Origin of the sequence: Rhizobium sp. BK313 (genome assembly GCF_014193655.1) — a bacterium.
Lineage (GTDB): Bacteria > Pseudomonadota > Alphaproteobacteria > Rhizobiales > Rhizobiaceae > Rhizobium.
The window spans coordinates 256,400-271,871 of sequence record NZ_JACHZQ010000005.1 but is presented as its reverse complement, the minus strand read 5'-3'; the positions used below and the strand labels follow the sequence as shown (position 1 = coordinate 271,871).

Here is a 15,472-nt window from a genome sequence, read left to right as displayed (position 1 = left end):
ATAGTCGTCGGCCTTGCAGCGCTTAAGACCTTCGGCCACCAACGCGCGCCTTCCTTCTGCCAGCAGCGCTGACCGCCGATGTCTTCAACCCATCATTGATGTTGTCCACCATTCTAGCGCATGGCGCTGAATTGCTGCTTCCGGTAGTGGCGGTGTTGGCGGCTAAGGCAGTGGAGGGAAGGACGAAGGCGATAGAGATAAGCGACGGAACGACAAGAGCGAGTCCCTGCATCCCTCAGCTCCGTTCGCCATCCATAGATAAGGCATATAACCAACTGTCTCTGGATATGCTCAAACCGCCAGGAGAGAGACGGGAAAGAGAATCGGCCGCTATCAAGCGGCTCGAATGCGCTCTTGCAGCTCTTGTTGGACTGAAGCCTTCCGTTATACCTCTGCCTTAAGGCCGCTCCAATTGCGGTTCACATCGGCTGCACAATCCCTATCGGCGAAATGAGATCGACCGTGCGTGTTCTGCTTGTTGAAGACGACAATATTCTCGGATCATCCCTCAAGAAAGCTTTGGAGAAGCACGCTTACGGCGTCGATTGGATGCGCGACGGCGAGTCCGGTCTTGAAGCCGCGCAGCTTTCGCATTTCGCGGCTGTTATCCTCGATATCAACCTGCCGCAGCTCAACGGCATGGAGGTGCTGAGAGGCATTCGGCAGAGAGGCAATTCCGTGCCCGTTCTGCTGCTGACCGCGCTCGATGCCGTACGCCAGAAAGTCGAAGGGCTCGACGAGGGCGCCGACGACTATTTGGTCAAGCCGTTCGATCTCGACGAGCTGCTTGCCCGCCTGCGAGCGCTGATCCGTCGCCGCGACGGGCGGACCGAAAGCCTCATACGATGCGGCGATGTCGAGGTCGATCCATCGGCGATGGTCGCCCGCAAAGGCAATGCGCAGGTTCATACCACGGCCAAGGAATTCCATCTGCTGAAGCTGCTGATGGAGCGCAGCGGCCGGTACGTGACCAAGAACGATATCGAATATGCGCTTTACGATGCCGAGAACACCGTCGAGAGCAACGCCATCGAAGTGACGATCTACAATCTCCGCAAGAAGCTCGGAACCGATTTCATCAAATCGATCCGCGGCGTTGGCTACATGATCGAGCGATGAATAACTCAACGCTAACCCGCAAGCTCTTCTTCAGGATCGCGCCGGTCGTGGTGGTGACGATCGTGGTGATCGGCGCCTTCGCGTTCAACAGCGCGACGCGCGAGATCAATAATATTTACGACGCCCAGCTCATCGACGATGCGAACGTTATCTGGAGCCTGCTGCGTCGCCCTCTGGAAAGAGCGCCGGATCGTTCTCCGCGGCAGATCGACGACATCGACTTCAACATGGACAATCAGCTATCCTTCAATGAGGACGCTGACGACTATGCCGACGCTCACATGTTTCGCGCCTGGGTGGACGGTCGTATCCGCTTCTACAGCAGCACGGCGTTTTTATCCGACGTGCCGCAGCAGAAGGTGGGCTTCACCACGATCACCTACAAGGGAGAGGATTGGCGCGTCTATTCGCTACCGATACCTAGCACGACCATCGTAATGGAGATCGGCGAAAAGATCGCTCTGCGGCAAACGCTGGTCTCCAATATCCTGCTCAATCTCTTCTTTCCGCTGCTCGTGCTCGTGCCGGTCATCGGCTTTCTCATCTGGCTCGGCATCAACAGCGGCTTGCGCACGATCCACGGGCTGGTGCGCCAGATCCGCACCCGATCGCCCGACGATCTCTCCGCCATCCCCGTCGAAGGTCTGCCGAGGGACCTGTTGCCGCTCGGCCGCTCGATCAACCAGCTTCTGCAGAAACTGGGTCACTCCCTGACGCTCGAGCGACGCTTCTCCGATCTTGCGGCACATCAGTTGCGTACCCCGCAAGCCAGCGTGAAGCTGTTGCTGCAGATGCTGGGCAACAGCGACAGCGAGCAGGAACGGCAGACGATCATCGCCAATCTCGTGGCCAGCAACAATCGCGCCATACATCTGATCGAGCAATTGCTGCGACTGGCCAGAGTAAGCCATCATCCTCTCAATCCGACCCCCGTCCAGCTGTACCACATGGTGGCGTCGGTGCTTGCGGAATTCGGCAACATCATCACCAGCCGGCAGCTCGATGTCCTGCTGGAAGGGGATGAAACGGCGCAGGTCAAAACGGATGATTCATTGCTGCACATGATGATCAGCAATTTATTGGACAACGCGATCAAATACACGCCTGTCGCCGGCAGGATTGAAGTGGCGGTCACATCCGAAAGCGAACTTTGGCGGATATCGATCAGCGATAGCGGGCCTGGTATCCCACCCGATGAACGTGCGGCGGTCTTTCAGCGGTTCTATCGGCTCGATACGCTTCATACCGAGGGAGCGGGGCTCGGTCTTGCGATTGTTGCCGATACGGCAGAACGGCTCGCCGCGACGATCCAGCTATCGACGCCGCGCTGGGGCACGGGTCTGCGTGTCGACCTGCGATTGCCCAAAAGCAGATAATCAACTTCTCTGCATTTTTCATTTTCGCATCATCCTCCCCTCACGTCCGGCTCATCTACGGTTGTTAGACGCAACTCAAGGATAAGGCGAAGAGGTGTTTCATGCAGGTGTTTTGCGATTTTGATGGAACCATATCCATCGAAGACGCGACGGATATGGTGTTGTCCCGCTTCGCCGGTTCCGAATGGGAAGACATAGAACGGCAGTGGAAACAGGGGTTTATCGGCTCGGGAGAGTGCATGCGCCGGCAGATCGCCCTCATTCAGGCGAGCCGGAAAGATCTCGACGCCCTCCTCAACACGGTGTCCATCGACCCAGGCTTTAAGGAGTTTCTGTCCTACTGCAGTCTCAGTGATCTACCCGTGACGATCGTCAGCGACGGTGTCGACTATTTCATTCGTCATATCCTGGCACGCCAGGGCATCGACGACTTGCGGATTGTCGCCAACGTCCTCTCCTATCGCTTCGCTCAAGGCCGAGAGTCGTATTCTCTATTTCCGTCGCCCACGGCGACCGGCTGCATGTCCGGTTCAGGCGTCTGCAAATGCCGAGTTGTCAAAAGCGCCGAACTGCAGATCTACATCGGTGATGGGCGAAGCGATTTCTGTGTTGCCGACAAGGTCGACCTTGTTTTCGCAAAAGCCAAGCTCGCCGATTATTGCGACGACCGCGGCATTCCGTATGTCGGCTTCGAAAATTTCACCGACCTACTTCCAAAGATGAAAGCCATTCTTCCCAGTGTCACGCGGGAACACCGCGCGTTGCTGCATTCGAAGACCGCATGAACCAGACCGAGAGGCATTTAATGAAAACCAATGTAGCCGAAGCCTTCAGTGGCGAGATGCAATTGCCCGTCAAATCTGAGGCGGAGTTGCGTATCCTTGAGGAGGCCTATTGCTCCCATGGCGATACGGTCCACTACACGGCAAAACCGAAATTCTTCGAGGAATGCGAAGGCTCCTACGTCTATGATCAGGCCGGCACGCCGTTTCTCGATCTGCAGATGTGGTATTCCGCCGTCAATTTCGGCTATCGCAACGAACGCCTGAACGCCGCCGCACATCGGCAACTCGACCGGCTGCCGCAGGTGGCCTCGCAATACCTGCACCGCGAAAAGGTGGAACTGGCGGCCATGATCGCCCAGGACGCCGAGCGCAAGTTCGGGCGCAAGGGACGGGTTCATTTCAATGTCGGCGGCTCGCAGGCAGTCGAGGATTCTCTGAAGCTGGTGCGCAACTATACCGGCGGCAAGAGCCTGATGTTCGCCTTCGAGGGCGGTTATCACGGCCGCACCCTCGGCGCTTCGGCGATCACCTCGAGCTACCGCTATCGCCGTCGTTATGGTCATTTCGGGGAGCGGGCGCAGTTCGTTGAATTCCCTTATCATTTCCGCGGCCCGAAGGGCATGTCGAAGGAAGAATACGGACACCACTGCGTCCAGAAGTTCGCCCGTCTGTTCGAGAGCGAATATAACGGCGTGTGGGACCCCAAGGCGGGCAAGGCGGAATATGCCGCCTTCTACATCGAGCCGATCCAGGGCACGGGCGGCTACGTCATTCCGCCGATGAACTTTTTCATCGAGCTCAAGAAGGTGCTCGACCAATACGGCATCCTGCTCGTCGTCGACGAAATTCAGATGGGCGTCTACCGCACCGGCAAGCTCTGGTCGATCGAACATTTCGGCGTCTCGCCCGATGTTCTCGTCTTCGGCAAGGCGATCACCAACGGGCTCAATCCGCTTTCAGGCGTCTGGGCGAGGGAAGAGATGATCAACCCGACGATCTTCCCGCCCGGCTCTACGCATTCCACCTTCGCCAGCAATCCGATGGGGACCGCCGTGGCTCTCGAAACGATGAAAATGTTGGAAGAGGAGGATTTCGGCGCGGCCATCATGGCCAAGGGCGCCTATTTCCTCGATGGGCTGAAACAATTGCAGAAGCGCCATGCCATCGTCGGCGAGGTCGACGGGCTGGGCTTGGCCTTGCGGATGGAAATCTGCAAGGACGACAGCTACACGCCGGACAAGGCCACGATGGATTGGCTTTGCGACGAGGGCATGAAGGGCGATCTGCAGGTCGGCGCAAAAATGTACGGCCTCGTGCTTGATGTCGGCGGCTACCACAAGAACGTCATCACCTTCGCGCCGAACCTGCTCATTACCCGTGAGGAGATAGACCTGGCGATCGCCCTGCTTGATCAGCTTCTCACGCGCGCAGCCCGGAGATAAGACAGTGCAACTCCTTCTTCTTCATCTCGATGATGCGTTGGAGTTGCAGCCAGACTTCGTGCGCGCCTGCCAATTTGCCGGCGCGTGCGAGCACGTCGACAAAGCAACCGGCAAAGTGGTCCGGCTCTGGAGCAAGCAGAAGGCGCTTGCCGAACTCGGCCGCGATATTGTCAGGAATACCCCCGCAAACGGCAAGGATCCGCAGCTCTGTTTCATGGGTTCGGGCGACTTTCATCATGTGACGGCGCTGCTTCTTGATGCGGCGCTGGAGCGGCAGTCCGTTGGGGCGACGCTCATTCATTTCGACAATCATCCGGACTGGGTCACCTTCAACGGTGGCATGCATTGCGGATCCTGGGTCAACAGCGCCTTGGCCAACCGCAATATCCAGAAGGTTATCACCATCGGCGTGTGCAGCAGCGACCTTCGTAGCCCCGAGCGCAAGGGCGCCAATCTGCATTGGCTCGGCGAAGGCAAGCTGGAACTCTACCCTTATGAACACCCGCCGAGCCGTGTGCTGGCCGATTATGGCAGCGGCGCCAGCTACCGGCAGGAGAAAGGGGCGTTGCACTGGAAATCCATTTCGGAGATCGGCGAGGAAAATTTCATCGATCGGATGCTGAGCCGAATTCGCACCGAGGCCGTCTATCTGACGATCGACAAGGATGTGTTGGCCGCAGACGACGCCGTGACGAACTGGGACCAGGGTCGCATGCGATTGCCCTATCTGCTGGCGCTGATCAGCGAGATTGGCAGCCGCCATCGCATTATCGGCGCCGATGTCATCGGTGACTACTCCGCGCCGAACTATACCGGCGATTTTCGAACCCGGCTTTTGAAAAAGGCCGAGATTTTTGTCGATCAGCCACATGTCCGGCCAAAGGCCGAAACGACCAGAAACATCAACAGCGCCGCAAATCACGCGTTGCTGGAGGTCCTGGCGGAGTACATGGCATGAGCGGCAGCCTGACCCTTCCCATGCTGGGGCTGATCCTCTTCTGTGTGCTGGCGGAAACGGCGCGCGAGGTCTGCTTCAAGCAGGCGGCAAGCGAAAACGCGTTGCTCTCGGCGCTGACCAAGCCCGTCACATGGCTGGGCATTGTTTTCTGGGCGGTGGAGCTGCTGGCCTGGACCGCCGTGCTCGAGCACGTACCTCTGTCCATAGCCTTTCCGCTGATGGCGTTGAGCTATGTCGTCATCGTCTTCGCCGGCGCCCTCATCTTCAAGGAAAACATCAACCTCCGCCACGCGACGGGCGTGTTCCTCGTGACCGCCGGCGTGGCTTGTGTGGGAGTAACCGGACTATGAAAATCTTTGCTCATACCAGATGGGATGCGGCACCGGTTCTGGCCGCTGTAGCGCATCTCGTTTTCGACGTCTATCTGATCGTCGGTTTCGAAAGCCGGCCGCTGTGGCTCTCTGCTGTTCTCGGCTGCCTGTACGCCGTGTCGATCTCGTGGAACATCAACAGCATATCCCATAATTTCATCCATACGCCCTATTTCAAGCCGCGCTGGATGAACTACGCGTTCAGCCTGCTGGAATCGGTCGCGATCGGTTTCTCCCAGACCTACTATCATTGGGTACATATGCGCCATCACTCCGGCAACAGCGACCGGCCGGACGAAAAAGGCGATACGATCGATCTGCTGTCGATCTATCGTCACGGCCGCAACGGCGAGCCGGAGAATGTGTGGTCCTATACGCTTTTGAGCTTCTTTCGCGATAGTCTCGGTGACATTCACAAGGCCATTGCCCGTACCCGCCCATTCGATGCGAAGTGGGGCCGGTTCGAGCTCTTCTTTTTCCTCGGCCTTGCCGCGATTGCGCTGATCTACGACTGGAAGGCCGTGCTGTTCTTCGTGCCCTTCTATTATTTCGGCAACTGCCTGTCGTCGCTCAATGGCTATTACGAACATCTGCATGGCGATCCGGACGAGCCGATCGCATGGGGCGTTTCCAGCCACAAGTCGTTCTACAACTGGCTGTGGTTCGGCAACGGCTATCACGCCGAACACCACTACCGGCCGCGGACCCACTGGACGAGACTGCGCACGCTGCACGAACAGATCAGGGAAGAGCAGGAACACGCTGGTACGCACGTCATCAGCACCTGCCACGCGCTTGGCTTCATGGCCAAGGAAAATAGGCAGGCGGAGCTTTCTCATGAAGGCTGATGGATTGAGCTTCTTTCTGGAGGGCTCGAATGACAAAGGCGTCCTGCTGATTCACGGGCTGACGGGCGCTCCGGCTGAGATGAAGCTGGTCGCCCGCCATCTCAATCGCAAGGGCTACAATGTCTATGCGCCACTGCTGGCCGGCCATGGCGTCGACGCGGGCACGCTGCGGCGTTCGCGATGGGAGGATTGGCTGGAAAGCGTCGTGCAGGCGTCCGAATTCCTTGCGGCGAGAACGCAGCAGGTCTTTGCGGCCGGCATTTGTGTCGGCGGCAAGCTTTCGATGCTGGCGGCGGAAAGACGTCCGGAGACGATCCGTGCCGTGGCCATCTATTCCCCCTGCTTTCATTATGACGGCTGGGATGTCCCCTTCTATTATCCGCTGCTATCGTCGCAGATCGGCTGGCTTTCCCGCGTTCCTTTCCTCGATCGCCTCAGTTTTCGCGAGACCGCGTCCCTCGGGATCAAGGACGAGCGGATGCGCCGACTGATCGAAAGCATGGCCGGAGAGGGCATTCTCGATAAATTCCCCGGCAAAGGGCTCGTCGAGATGCATCGGCTGGGCAAGGCCCTCAGGGGCAGGCTACCGCAGATCAGGACGCCGACGCTGATTTTGCATGCCGAGGACGACGATCTCAGCAGTCCGAAACATGCGCGCTACATTTCTGACCATATAGGTGGTCCGCATGAACTGCGATGGATCAAGGACAGCTACCACATGATCCATGTCGACCGTCAGCATCGGCAGGTGGCGGACTTCACCGCGGATTTCTTTGAGGCGAGCCATGCTCCAGCTCTCGCCTAGCCCTTCGCCGCCGCCCGCACTCGATCCAATCGCCGAGGTGCATTTCAGCATCCGCGCCGTCGGCCGCGATGCCTGGAACGCCTGCTTTCACGACCAGGTCGAGGACTATGATTGCCTGCTGGCCATCGAGGAGGCCGGCATCGGCGGTTTCGAATGGCGATACATAACCATCGTCGAAGACGGGCGGGTCAGTGCCGTCATGCCGGCATTTCTCTGCCTGTATGCCTTGGACACGACTCTGGAAGACGGTCTGCTCCGAAAGGCGGTGCGCCGCGTGCGGCAGCGTTTCCCAGGTTTTTTGACGTTGCGGCTTGCCTGCCTCGGCTCGCCCTGCACGGAAACGGGCACGGTCGGCTTTCATCCCGATGTGCCGCCAGAACGCCGCGAAGTGCTGTTTGCCGAGTTGCTGTCATACTTTGAGCAGCTTGCCGCGACGGAAGACTGTGCGCTGATGGGCCTCAAGGACATTCCCCAACCTGTTGCAGCCGCGCTCGATGGCCCGCTCTCGGCCCGTCGCTACGCCATGATTGGCGGCTTGCCGACCGCCTGGCTCGACATCGATTTCAAGTCGATCGACGAATATCTCGCCAGGCTTTCCTCCGGCACCCGCAAGGACATGCGCCGCAAATTGAAATCCTTCGCGCAGGTCAGGGTCGAGATAAGGACGGATTTCGGCGATTTCCTGCCGGAGGTCATGGCGCTCTACCACGATACCCGCAATCGCAGCGAATGGCAGTTCGAGGAGCTCACCATCGACTACTTCGAGGGAATCCTTTCCCATATGCGCGGTCGTTCTTTCTGCGCCTTCTATTTCGTAGAGGACAGGCTGCTCGCCGCCAATCTGATCGTCCATGACGGACGCGTCGCCATCGACAAATTCTTCTGCATGGATGGCGAGGAGGGGCGGCCCTACAATCTTTATTTCCTGAGCTGGTTCACCAATCTGCGCTATTGCCTGGAACACGGCATTGGTCGTTATCAGAGCGGCCAGGCCTACTATGAAAACAAGGTGCGGCTTGGCAGCAAGCTCACTGCCAACGCGATGTTCTTCCGCCATCGCAATCCTGTTCTTCAGAAAATACTGCGGCTGGTTTCCCCGCTGTTTTCGACAGACGAGGCGGGCCAGTGATGTCGATGCGCTTATCCTGGCTCGCCGTACCGGTGTTGAACACGTTGTACCAATTCTTCATCAAGCACGGAGCCGCGCAATTGGACGGTGCTGCCGGAGCAGGCTGGCTGTGGCAGGCACTCGCGTCGCATTGGATCCTGGCGGCGATCGCCGTCGAGATCGGCTGTTTCTTCATCTGGATGAATGTGCTCGCCGAACTTGACCTGAGCCGGGCCTTTCCCCTTTCCGGCATCAGCTATGTGCTGATCATCGCCACCGGCTGGTTCGTCTTCGGCGAGCCGATCGTCGGCCTGCAGGTGATCGGCAGCGGGTTGATCCTGGCGGGCGTCTGGCTGATCGCAAGCGCTGCGGGCGAAGCATCCGAGCAGGGTGGTTGGGACACGAAGCGCAATTCGCTGCGCGCCAACGGCGGTGAGGATAGGTAATGTCCCGATTGCAAGCTGAAGACCATCGCCAAGATAAAGGCGTTGCCGTTGTGTCCCGCTTTGCGGACTGGAGTCTGAAACGCGCGCTGTCGCATATCGTGACGCGGGGATCGTTGACGGTGACGACTGCGAGCGGTCGCGTCCTAACGTTCGGCGATTGCACCGGTCAGCCGGTTCACGTCCGCTTTACTGATACGCGCGCCCAATGGGCCTTCCTGGTCGACGCCGATCTGAGGCTCGGCGAACTTTACATGGATGGCCGTTTCCTCGTCGAGCAAGGCTCGCTCTACGATTTCGTCGCTATGATGCTGCGGGAGGCGCAGAACAGCACACATCCACTCATTGCCCGCGTCATCGATCATATCCGTACAAAGTTGCGGATTTTCCGTCATCGCAATTTGCCGGGGCGCTCGAAGACCAATGTCGCGCATCATTACGATCTCGACGGCCGGCTGTACCAACTTTTCCTGGATGCGGACCGGCAATATTCCTGTGCCTACTTCGAGAATCCCGACCAATCCCTCGAAGAGGCGCAACTGGCGAAGAAGCGGCATCTTGCAGCCAAATTGCTGATCGAGCCGGACAACAGCATTCTCGATATCGGGTGCGGCTGGGGCGGCCTTGCACTGCATCTGGCCGAGCAGGCGCCGGGCGGTTATGTCCTCGGCGTTACTCTGTCCGAGGAGCAGCACGAGTATGCCTCGAAACGGGTGCCGAGCACCTTCGACGGGTCGCCGGCGGAGATTCAGTTCGCGCTCACGGACTATCGCAGCCTGACGGGCCATTTCGACAGGATCGTCTCGGTCGGCATGTTCGAGCATGTCGGCTTGGCATCCTATCGAACCTTCTTCCGCAAATGCGCGGAACTGCTGGAGGATGACGGCGTCATGGTGCTTCACACCATCGGCTGTTCGGCAACACCCGGCTTCACCACGCCCTGGCTCGACAAATACATCTTCCCCGGCGGGTATATTCCCGCACTTTCGGAGATCGTACCGGAAATCGAGGCGGCGGGATTGTCGATCACCGATGTCGAGGTGCTGCGCCTGCACTATGCCTGGACGCTCGCCAGCTGGCGCGAGCGCTTCATGGCGCGCTGGGCGGAGGTGGCGGAACTCTATGACGAGCGTTTCTGCCGCATGTGGGAATATTATCTTTCGACAGCGGAAGCTGCGTTCCGCTACGAAGACCTCGTCGTCTTCCAGATCCAGATGAGCAAGCGCAACGACGTCGTCCCGGTCACCCGCGACTACATCGCCCGTAACGAAGCGTCCCGAGCTTCAAAATCGGACATCGAACGTTCTGTTGAGCGTAAAGCCGATGATGTTCTGGTTGGGTGAGCCGATCTGTGAGGTGATGGGGCTGTCGGCGGCATCGCTCACCAGCCGGTTATATTTGTTATAGACCTGCACGCTCCAGGCGGGCGAGATCGTATATGTCGCGGCCACCGTGAAGCCGACGGATTTCAGGCCGCCGTTGGCGTCGAAGGCGTCGAGATGACCATTCTTCGCCGCCTCGCTCTCGGAGATTCCAAAATTGTTGCGCATGTAGGTGGAGTTTGCCAGCGACATGCGCGGCCCCGCGGACAAGAGCCACCTGTCTCCGACGGGCTGGAACCAGTCGAGTGACAGGTCGGCGAGGAGACCATCGCCACCCCACAGAGCCTGGCGCATCTCCGCCCGCAGCCGCAACTGATTTTCCATCGGCCAATATTGCGCGAACGCGCCCGCGTCGAAATTCCAATGAACCCTGTGCAGGCCGTTCAGATCGGAATCGTCAAATGCCGAGCGCCCGCCCCTCAGGCCGACGACCGGACCGGCTTCGATGCCGCCAACGTCGAACAGGCTGTAGTCGATATTGTCGTCCGGGGCACTGTATTCCGGAGTTTCGCCAAGGCGATGGAAGTCGAAAGATGGCATGCCGCTAAAGGAGAGATGCTTCGAGCCTTCGTAGGACGGCCCGTATTCCACGGTGCCGCCAAGCGTCACGACCCAGGTGTTTGAAGCAGATTTCGCCGCTTCCTGCGCCAAGGCCGAAAACGCCGTGATCATGGATGCTGCAGGCAGGACCATTGCCGCAAGCGCCAAGAACCTGGCGAAGAAAGATGTTTTGACGCTGAACACTCTGCCAACACCCATCCCTGATAGCCGAAACCGATTTACAGACAGCTCGCCCCCGGCCGCATTACTAGCACGGCCTGCGGCTCCAAAAACAGAAAAAACTTGGGAGGCGATAGCTGTGCTCGGCTGGCGTTTCGCCGGAGATACGTTGCAGCACCCTTGAAGCTTCATTGAACGATCCTCGGAAAGATGACCTTTACCCGCAAGCCAGGCCGGGAGTTCTCCACCAGGATTCTGGCGCCATGGAGATCGGCGATGGCCTTTACCAGGCTGAGACCGAGGCCGCTGCCTGGGGACGTACGGCTTTTTTCCAGCCTGTAGAGGCGGCGGAAGATATTGCCGTGTTCCTGCTCCGGAATGCCGGGGCCGTTGTCTTCGACGCTCGTCGTGATCGTTTCGGTATCTGCTTCACTCCGGATCACGATGTCGGTTCCTTCAGGACAATGGCGAATGGCGTTCTCGATCAGATTGGCATACATCTGGGTTAGAAGCTCTCGATCGCCCAAAATGGTTTCGTTGGGCTGGTCAAGGCTGGTTTTAAGCCGTTGGCCGTTGTCCTCGGCGACACTGGAATAGATGTCGTCAAGCGATTGTAGCACATCGCCGAGGTCGACCTTGCCGAATCTGGATTTACGGGCTCCCGCTTCGATCTGCGCAATCCGCAGCAATGCTTCGAAAGTCTCGTTGATTCGGTCGGCCTCGGAACTTGCTGCCTCAAGTTCTTGAACGACTGACAGGCCGGTTTCCTGTTTCGCGAGCGCCTCGTCGACGGTCATCTTGAGGCGGTTGAGTGGGGATTTCAGGTCATGGGCAATATCAGTGCTGACTTGCCGCATTCCTTCGACGGTCGCCGCGAGGCGGGCAAGGGCGTCATTGATGTCATGGGACAATAAATCGACGTCATCGCCGCGCCCAACGATGGGGACGCGCGCCTCCAGGTTTCCACGTGCCACATGTTCCATCGTATTCCGAACGGCGCCAAAACGCCGTTGTACGCGTAGCGCAATCAATCCGCCGCCGAAAATTGCGAGCAGCAGGACAATGATGGAGGCCCAGCCGAAGCTTTGCAGCATGATCGCTTCAATGTTTTCGGTTTCCCTCTGGCTGAGGCCGACGGTCAGGCGATTTCCGTCGACCGTACCGGAGAAAATCCGATATTGCTGGTCGCCGGGCAATTGCATCTCGTCACCGTCGGCATCGCTCCAGCCGTCCGGAAATCTGAGAGCGGGGATGTTGCCGGCGAGAACCTTTCCCGAGGGATCGACCAGCGAAAATACGCGCTGGCGGTCGCCGGTTGCCCTGGTGTAGGTCTGGACCGTATCGAGCAGATCCTTGATGTCCTGATCGCCATAGGCCGCGGCAATCACGGCAAAGGTCTCCTGGATCGTCTGGTCCTGACGCTGCTGAAACTCCCATTTGACAAGCTGATAGACGATCAAGCCGGTCAGTATGAAGGCGCTGATGAACATCAGCGAAAAGATCAGCGCCAGTCGAAACGATGTGCTGCGCAGAATGCTATCGCGGCGCATGCAACGAATAACCGGTGTTTCTGATCGTATGCAGGAGCGGCACGTCGAAGGGCTTGTCGATCTTGCCGCGCAGCCTGCTGATATGCGTTTCGACCACGCTGGTCTTCGGATCGAAATGGAAATCCCATACGCGCTCGAGAAGCATCGTCCGGGTGACAACCCGGCCTTCGTTGCGCGCGAGCACCTCCAGAAGCGTGAATTCCCGCGGCTGCAGTTCGATCTCGACCCCGGCCCTGGTGACGCGGCGTTTCATCACGTCCATCGTCAGGTCGGCGACCTGCAACAATGTTTTCTCGGAAATGGCGGGCGGACGCCGGGCGAGCGCGTTGACCCGCGCCAGAAGTTCGGAGAACGCGAACGGTTTGACGAGATAGTCGTCGGCGCCCGCCTCGAGACCTTCAACCCGATCGTCTATGCCTGCAATCGCGCTTAGAAAAAGCGCAGGCGTCTTGACGCCGGCCGCGCGCATCGAGCGTACGATCGACAGGCCGTCGAGACCGGGCAACATCCGGTCGATGACATAGACGTCATAGGTCTCGCGGATGGCATGGAAAAGTCCGTCCTGCCCATCCGACAGCATGTCGCAGACATGGCCTGCCTCCCGCAGGCCGCGAGAGACGAATTCTCCAATTTTGGTGTCGTCTTCTATGAGCAGTATGCGCATGAAACGATCCATTCCCCATGTCGGCAGTTCAATGATGCCGCTTCGAAGTGAGTCCATCCGTCTTGCATCGATGTCTCATCGCTAGCGGGCGACCGCGAAAATATCGAATACTGCAAAGTCATTTCACCAACCTGAAGCGCGGCAGGTCATATCTCCCGGGAACCCTCGAGTTCCGCCTCCATAGGTTCTTGAGCCATAGGTTTGTGAACGATGGTCATATCGATGACCAAGCAAACGATCACGGCGAGGAAGAGCAGGCTGGTGACGATCGTGCCGAAACCCAGGCCGCCATATTCCTGCGGCTGCGACAGCAGATCGCCGAAAGAGGCGCCGAGCGGCCGCGTCAGGATATAGGCGAGCCAGAAGGCCAGGATTGCGTTCAATTTGAAGACATAATAGGCGACCGCAATCACGGCGATGATGCCTCCGAAGAGAACGCCGGTGGTGAGATAGCCGAGGGCGAAGACTTCCGCCACCAAGTCGCCCACGGCCGTTCCGAGAGCGAAGGTGAACAGGATGGCCAACCAATAGAAGGCTTCCCGGCGCGTCGTGAAGATGGAATGGATCGATAGTGTCCTCTCGACCGCGTACCAGACCGCAAGGGTCACGGCGAGCGCGATCGTGAAACCGATAGCGGTGGTCTGGAGTGTTACCCCCAAGTTATCGACGAGATTGTCGGAAACCAGCGTGCCAACGATGCTGATCAGAACGACGGCCGCCCAGTAGAACGGTGGAACATAGCGCTTCTGCGCGAACTGGAGCACCAGGGCGACAATCAGCACTGCAGTCATCAGCAGGGAGGTGACGGTCAGGCCGAGACCGAGATTAACAGCAAGATAGTCGGCAGCCGTCTCACCCATGGTCACGGCCATCAGCTTGATCAGCCAGAAATCGATAGTGACCTCGGGAACCCGGTTCTGTCGAACCGGGGCCGTATGAATATGTGTCATAGGATTTCTCCAGTTCGCTGGGGTTTATTTGCCCATGATCTTCATGGCGTCGGCCAGAAACTTGTCCGAGCGGGTGTCGTCGTCGGCATTGCAGCGTTCGATGGCCTTGGCTTCGAGGTCGTTGACCTTTTTCATGTCGGCATCGCTGAGCTTGGCCGTTGCCTTGGCAGCGCGCATATCCTTCAACATTTCTTCGCAGGGTGCGGCCGCGCGGGCTTGGGATGCGACGAACCCGAGGCTCGCGACGGCGGTGAGAATGGTGACGGCGATAATCTTTTTCATGGAAGATTCCTTGTGTTCTGACAGGCTGGCAGGCCAATTGATCGACCGGCGAAACTCTCTCTTGCCGGTGAACAAGCGATCTAGCGCAGCGCCTCTACAGTGGCCTTGCCGCAAGGATACGGTTTCGTAAGGTTGGTCGGTCGCCAGTCCATTGGAAGTTGCTGAACGGCCTCCGCCCGGCGAGGTTACGTATCCGTATAGTCCAGGCAATCTCGCTGCAAAATTGCCTGTTTACCTTGGATCTGTCGCCTCCAACGCTGCGAATGCCTACTGAGGTCAAACGCAATGGGGCGTCGGCTTTGCCGTTCTGGCACCGGTGAGGTCCTCGGTGAAACAGTCAACTCGAACAGGATCAAGAAGATGAAAAGATCGGTCATCATCGCAGCGGCAATATTTGCGGTCGCTTCGTCGACGGGAGCATTGGCAAAGGGAATTACCGATACGATCAAGAGCGTCGACAAAAAGGGCGATTCGATTACGCTGATGAACGGAAGGGTTTTCAAGCTGCCGGAGAAGATTGAAGTGGAACGCTTCAAGGCCGGTGAGAAGGTCAGGGTCAACTACTCAACGACGAAAGCCGGCAGAACGACGGTATCAAGTATCCGTCCGGTTATGTAGGCATAGGCTGCTCGGGTGCGCATAGCTCCTTAACTCAACACGGGTCGAGGG

General features: G+C 58.4%; 17 protein-coding genes. 12 read left to right on the top strand and 5 right to left on the bottom strand.

What is annotated here, in order from left to right:
• Positions 1–462: 462 nt before the first annotated feature.
• The 11 genes from FHT86_RS24835 (at position 463) to FHT86_RS24785 (ending at position 10,598) form a co-directional block, all read left to right on the top strand.
• Positions 463–1,119: a response regulator transcription factor gene (locus FHT86_RS24835; protein WP_133709001.1), complete on the top strand. Its 657-nt coding sequence runs from the start codon at positions 463–465 to the stop codon at positions 1,117–1,119.
• On the top strand, positions 1,116–2,495 hold the full coding sequence (locus FHT86_RS24830) for a sensor histidine kinase (protein ID WP_133709002.1): 1,380 nt from the start codon (positions 1,116–1,118) through the stop codon (positions 2,493–2,495). The genes FHT86_RS24835 and FHT86_RS24830 overlap by 4 nt, the downstream gene beginning before the upstream one ends.
• Positions 2,496–2,596: 101 nt before the next feature.
• Positions 2,597–3,280 (top strand): MtnX-like HAD-IB family phosphatase, encoded by a 684-nt coding sequence (locus FHT86_RS24825; protein WP_133709003.1) that lies wholly within the window; start codon positions 2,597–2,599, stop codon positions 3,278–3,280.
• A 20-nt stretch (positions 3,281–3,300) separates the two neighbouring features.
• The gene (locus FHT86_RS24820) at positions 3,301–4,722 is read left to right on the top strand and encodes an aspartate aminotransferase family protein (protein ID WP_133709004.1); all 1,422 of its coding nucleotides are present in this window, start codon (positions 3,301–3,303) and stop codon (positions 4,720–4,722) included.
• Positions 4,723–4,726: 4 nt separating this feature from the next.
• On the top strand, positions 4,727–5,680 hold the full coding sequence (locus FHT86_RS24815; RefSeq protein WP_133709005.1) for an arginase: 954 nt from the start codon (positions 4,727–4,729) through the stop codon (positions 5,678–5,680).
• Entirely contained in the window at positions 5,677–6,030 is a 354-nt protein-coding gene (locus FHT86_RS24810; protein WP_133709006.1) for an EamA family transporter, read from the top strand. Before FHT86_RS24815 ends, FHT86_RS24810 begins: the two co-directional genes overlap by 4 nt.
• Complete coding sequence (locus tag FHT86_RS24805; protein ID WP_133709007.1) at positions 6,027–6,899, top strand: fatty acid desaturase family protein; 873 nt, start codon at positions 6,027–6,029, stop codon at positions 6,897–6,899. Before FHT86_RS24810 ends, FHT86_RS24805 begins: the two co-directional genes overlap by 4 nt.
• The gene (locus FHT86_RS24800; protein ID WP_133709008.1) at positions 6,889–7,704 is read left to right on the top strand and encodes an alpha/beta hydrolase; all 816 of its coding nucleotides are present in this window, start codon (positions 6,889–6,891) and stop codon (positions 7,702–7,704) included. Before FHT86_RS24805 ends, FHT86_RS24800 begins: the two co-directional genes overlap by 11 nt.
• A complete protein-coding gene (locus FHT86_RS24795) occupies positions 7,685–8,833 on the top strand; it encodes a GNAT family N-acetyltransferase (RefSeq protein ID WP_133709009.1) in 1,149 nt (382 codons plus the stop codon). Before FHT86_RS24800 ends, FHT86_RS24795 begins: the two co-directional genes overlap by 20 nt.
• The gene (locus FHT86_RS24790) at positions 8,830–9,258 is read left to right on the top strand and encodes an EamA family transporter (RefSeq protein ID WP_133709010.1); all 429 of its coding nucleotides are present in this window, start codon (positions 8,830–8,832) and stop codon (positions 9,256–9,258) included. Before FHT86_RS24795 ends, FHT86_RS24790 begins: the two co-directional genes overlap by 4 nt.
• Complete coding sequence (locus tag FHT86_RS24785; protein WP_133709011.1) at positions 9,258–10,598, top strand: SAM-dependent methyltransferase; 1,341 nt, start codon at positions 9,258–9,260, stop codon at positions 10,596–10,598. Before FHT86_RS24790 ends, FHT86_RS24785 begins: the two co-directional genes overlap by 1 nt.
• Here FHT86_RS24785 and FHT86_RS24780 read toward each other — a convergent pair.
• The 5 genes from FHT86_RS24780 to FHT86_RS24760 all read right to left on the bottom strand — a co-directional run bounded on the left by FHT86_RS24780 (position 10,539) and on the right by FHT86_RS24760 (position 14,803).
• Positions 10,539–11,381 (bottom strand): MipA/OmpV family protein, encoded by an 843-nt coding sequence (locus FHT86_RS24780; protein ID WP_312862499.1) that lies wholly within the window; start codon positions 11,379–11,381, stop codon positions 10,539–10,541. The genes FHT86_RS24785 and FHT86_RS24780 overlap by 60 nt on opposite strands.
• Before the next feature lie 164 nt (positions 11,382–11,545).
• Entirely contained in the window at positions 11,546–12,907 is a 1,362-nt protein-coding gene (locus tag FHT86_RS24775; protein WP_133709013.1) for a sensor histidine kinase, read from the bottom strand.
• Complete coding sequence (locus FHT86_RS24770) at positions 12,894–13,571, bottom strand: response regulator transcription factor (protein ID WP_133709014.1); 678 nt, start codon at positions 13,569–13,571, stop codon at positions 12,894–12,896. The genes FHT86_RS24775 and FHT86_RS24770 overlap by 14 nt, the downstream gene beginning before the upstream one ends.
• 146 nt (positions 13,572–13,717) lie before the next feature.
• The gene (locus FHT86_RS24765; RefSeq protein ID WP_133709015.1) at positions 13,718–14,521 is read right to left on the bottom strand and encodes a hypothetical protein; all 804 of its coding nucleotides are present in this window, start codon (positions 14,519–14,521) and stop codon (positions 13,718–13,720) included.
• A 24-nt stretch (positions 14,522–14,545) separates the two neighbouring features.
• Positions 14,546–14,803 (bottom strand): hypothetical protein, encoded by a 258-nt coding sequence (locus FHT86_RS24760; RefSeq protein ID WP_133709016.1) that lies wholly within the window; start codon positions 14,801–14,803, stop codon positions 14,546–14,548.
• A gap of 360 nt (positions 14,804–15,163) precedes the next feature.
• On the opposite strand from FHT86_RS24760, the gene FHT86_RS24755 reads away from it, so the two are divergent.
• Positions 15,164–15,421, top strand: coding sequence for a DUF1344 domain-containing protein (locus tag FHT86_RS24755; protein WP_166656871.1), 258 nt, complete (start codon positions 15,164–15,166; stop codon positions 15,419–15,421).
• Positions 15,422–15,472 lie beyond the last annotated feature (51 nt).

Bases quoted from the DNA above. Each gene is read 5' to 3' on its own strand.
- FHT86_RS24760 (WP_133709016.1), bottom strand. From the start codon at position 14,803: ATGAAAAAGATTATCGCCGTCACCATTCTCACCGCCGTCGCGAGCCTC.
- FHT86_RS24820 (WP_133709004.1), top strand. From the start codon at position 3,301: ATGAAAACCAATGTAGCCGAAGCCTTCAGTGGCGAGATGCAATTGCCC.
- FHT86_RS24765 (WP_133709015.1), bottom strand. From the start codon at position 14,521: ATGACACATATTCATACGGCCCCGGTTCGACAGAACCGGGTTCCCGAG.
- FHT86_RS24825 (WP_133709003.1), top strand. From the start codon at position 2,597: ATGCAGGTGTTTTGCGATTTTGATGGAACCATATCCATCGAAGACGCG.
- FHT86_RS24755 (WP_166656871.1), top strand. From the start codon at position 15,164: ATGAAAAGATCGGTCATCATCGCAGCGGCAATATTTGCGGTCGCTTCG.
- FHT86_RS24800 (WP_133709008.1), top strand. From the start codon at position 6,889: ATGAAGGCTGATGGATTGAGCTTCTTTCTGGAGGGCTCGAATGACAAA.
- FHT86_RS24770 (WP_133709014.1), bottom strand. From the start codon at position 13,571: ATGCGCATACTGCTCATAGAAGACGACACCAAAATTGGAGAATTCGTC.
- FHT86_RS24775 (WP_133709013.1), bottom strand. From the start codon at position 12,907: ATGCGCCGCGATAGCATTCTGCGCAGCACATCGTTTCGACTGGCGCTG.
- FHT86_RS24785 (WP_133709011.1), top strand. From the start codon at position 9,258: ATGTCCCGATTGCAAGCTGAAGACCATCGCCAAGATAAAGGCGTTGCC.
- FHT86_RS24795 (WP_133709009.1), top strand. From the start codon at position 7,685: ATGCTCCAGCTCTCGCCTAGCCCTTCGCCGCCGCCCGCACTCGATCCA.
- FHT86_RS24805 (WP_133709007.1), top strand. From the start codon at position 6,027: ATGAAAATCTTTGCTCATACCAGATGGGATGCGGCACCGGTTCTGGCC.
- FHT86_RS24810 (WP_133709006.1), top strand. From the start codon at position 5,677: ATGAGCGGCAGCCTGACCCTTCCCATGCTGGGGCTGATCCTCTTCTGT.
- FHT86_RS24830 (WP_133709002.1), top strand. From the start codon at position 1,116: ATGAATAACTCAACGCTAACCCGCAAGCTCTTCTTCAGGATCGCGCCG.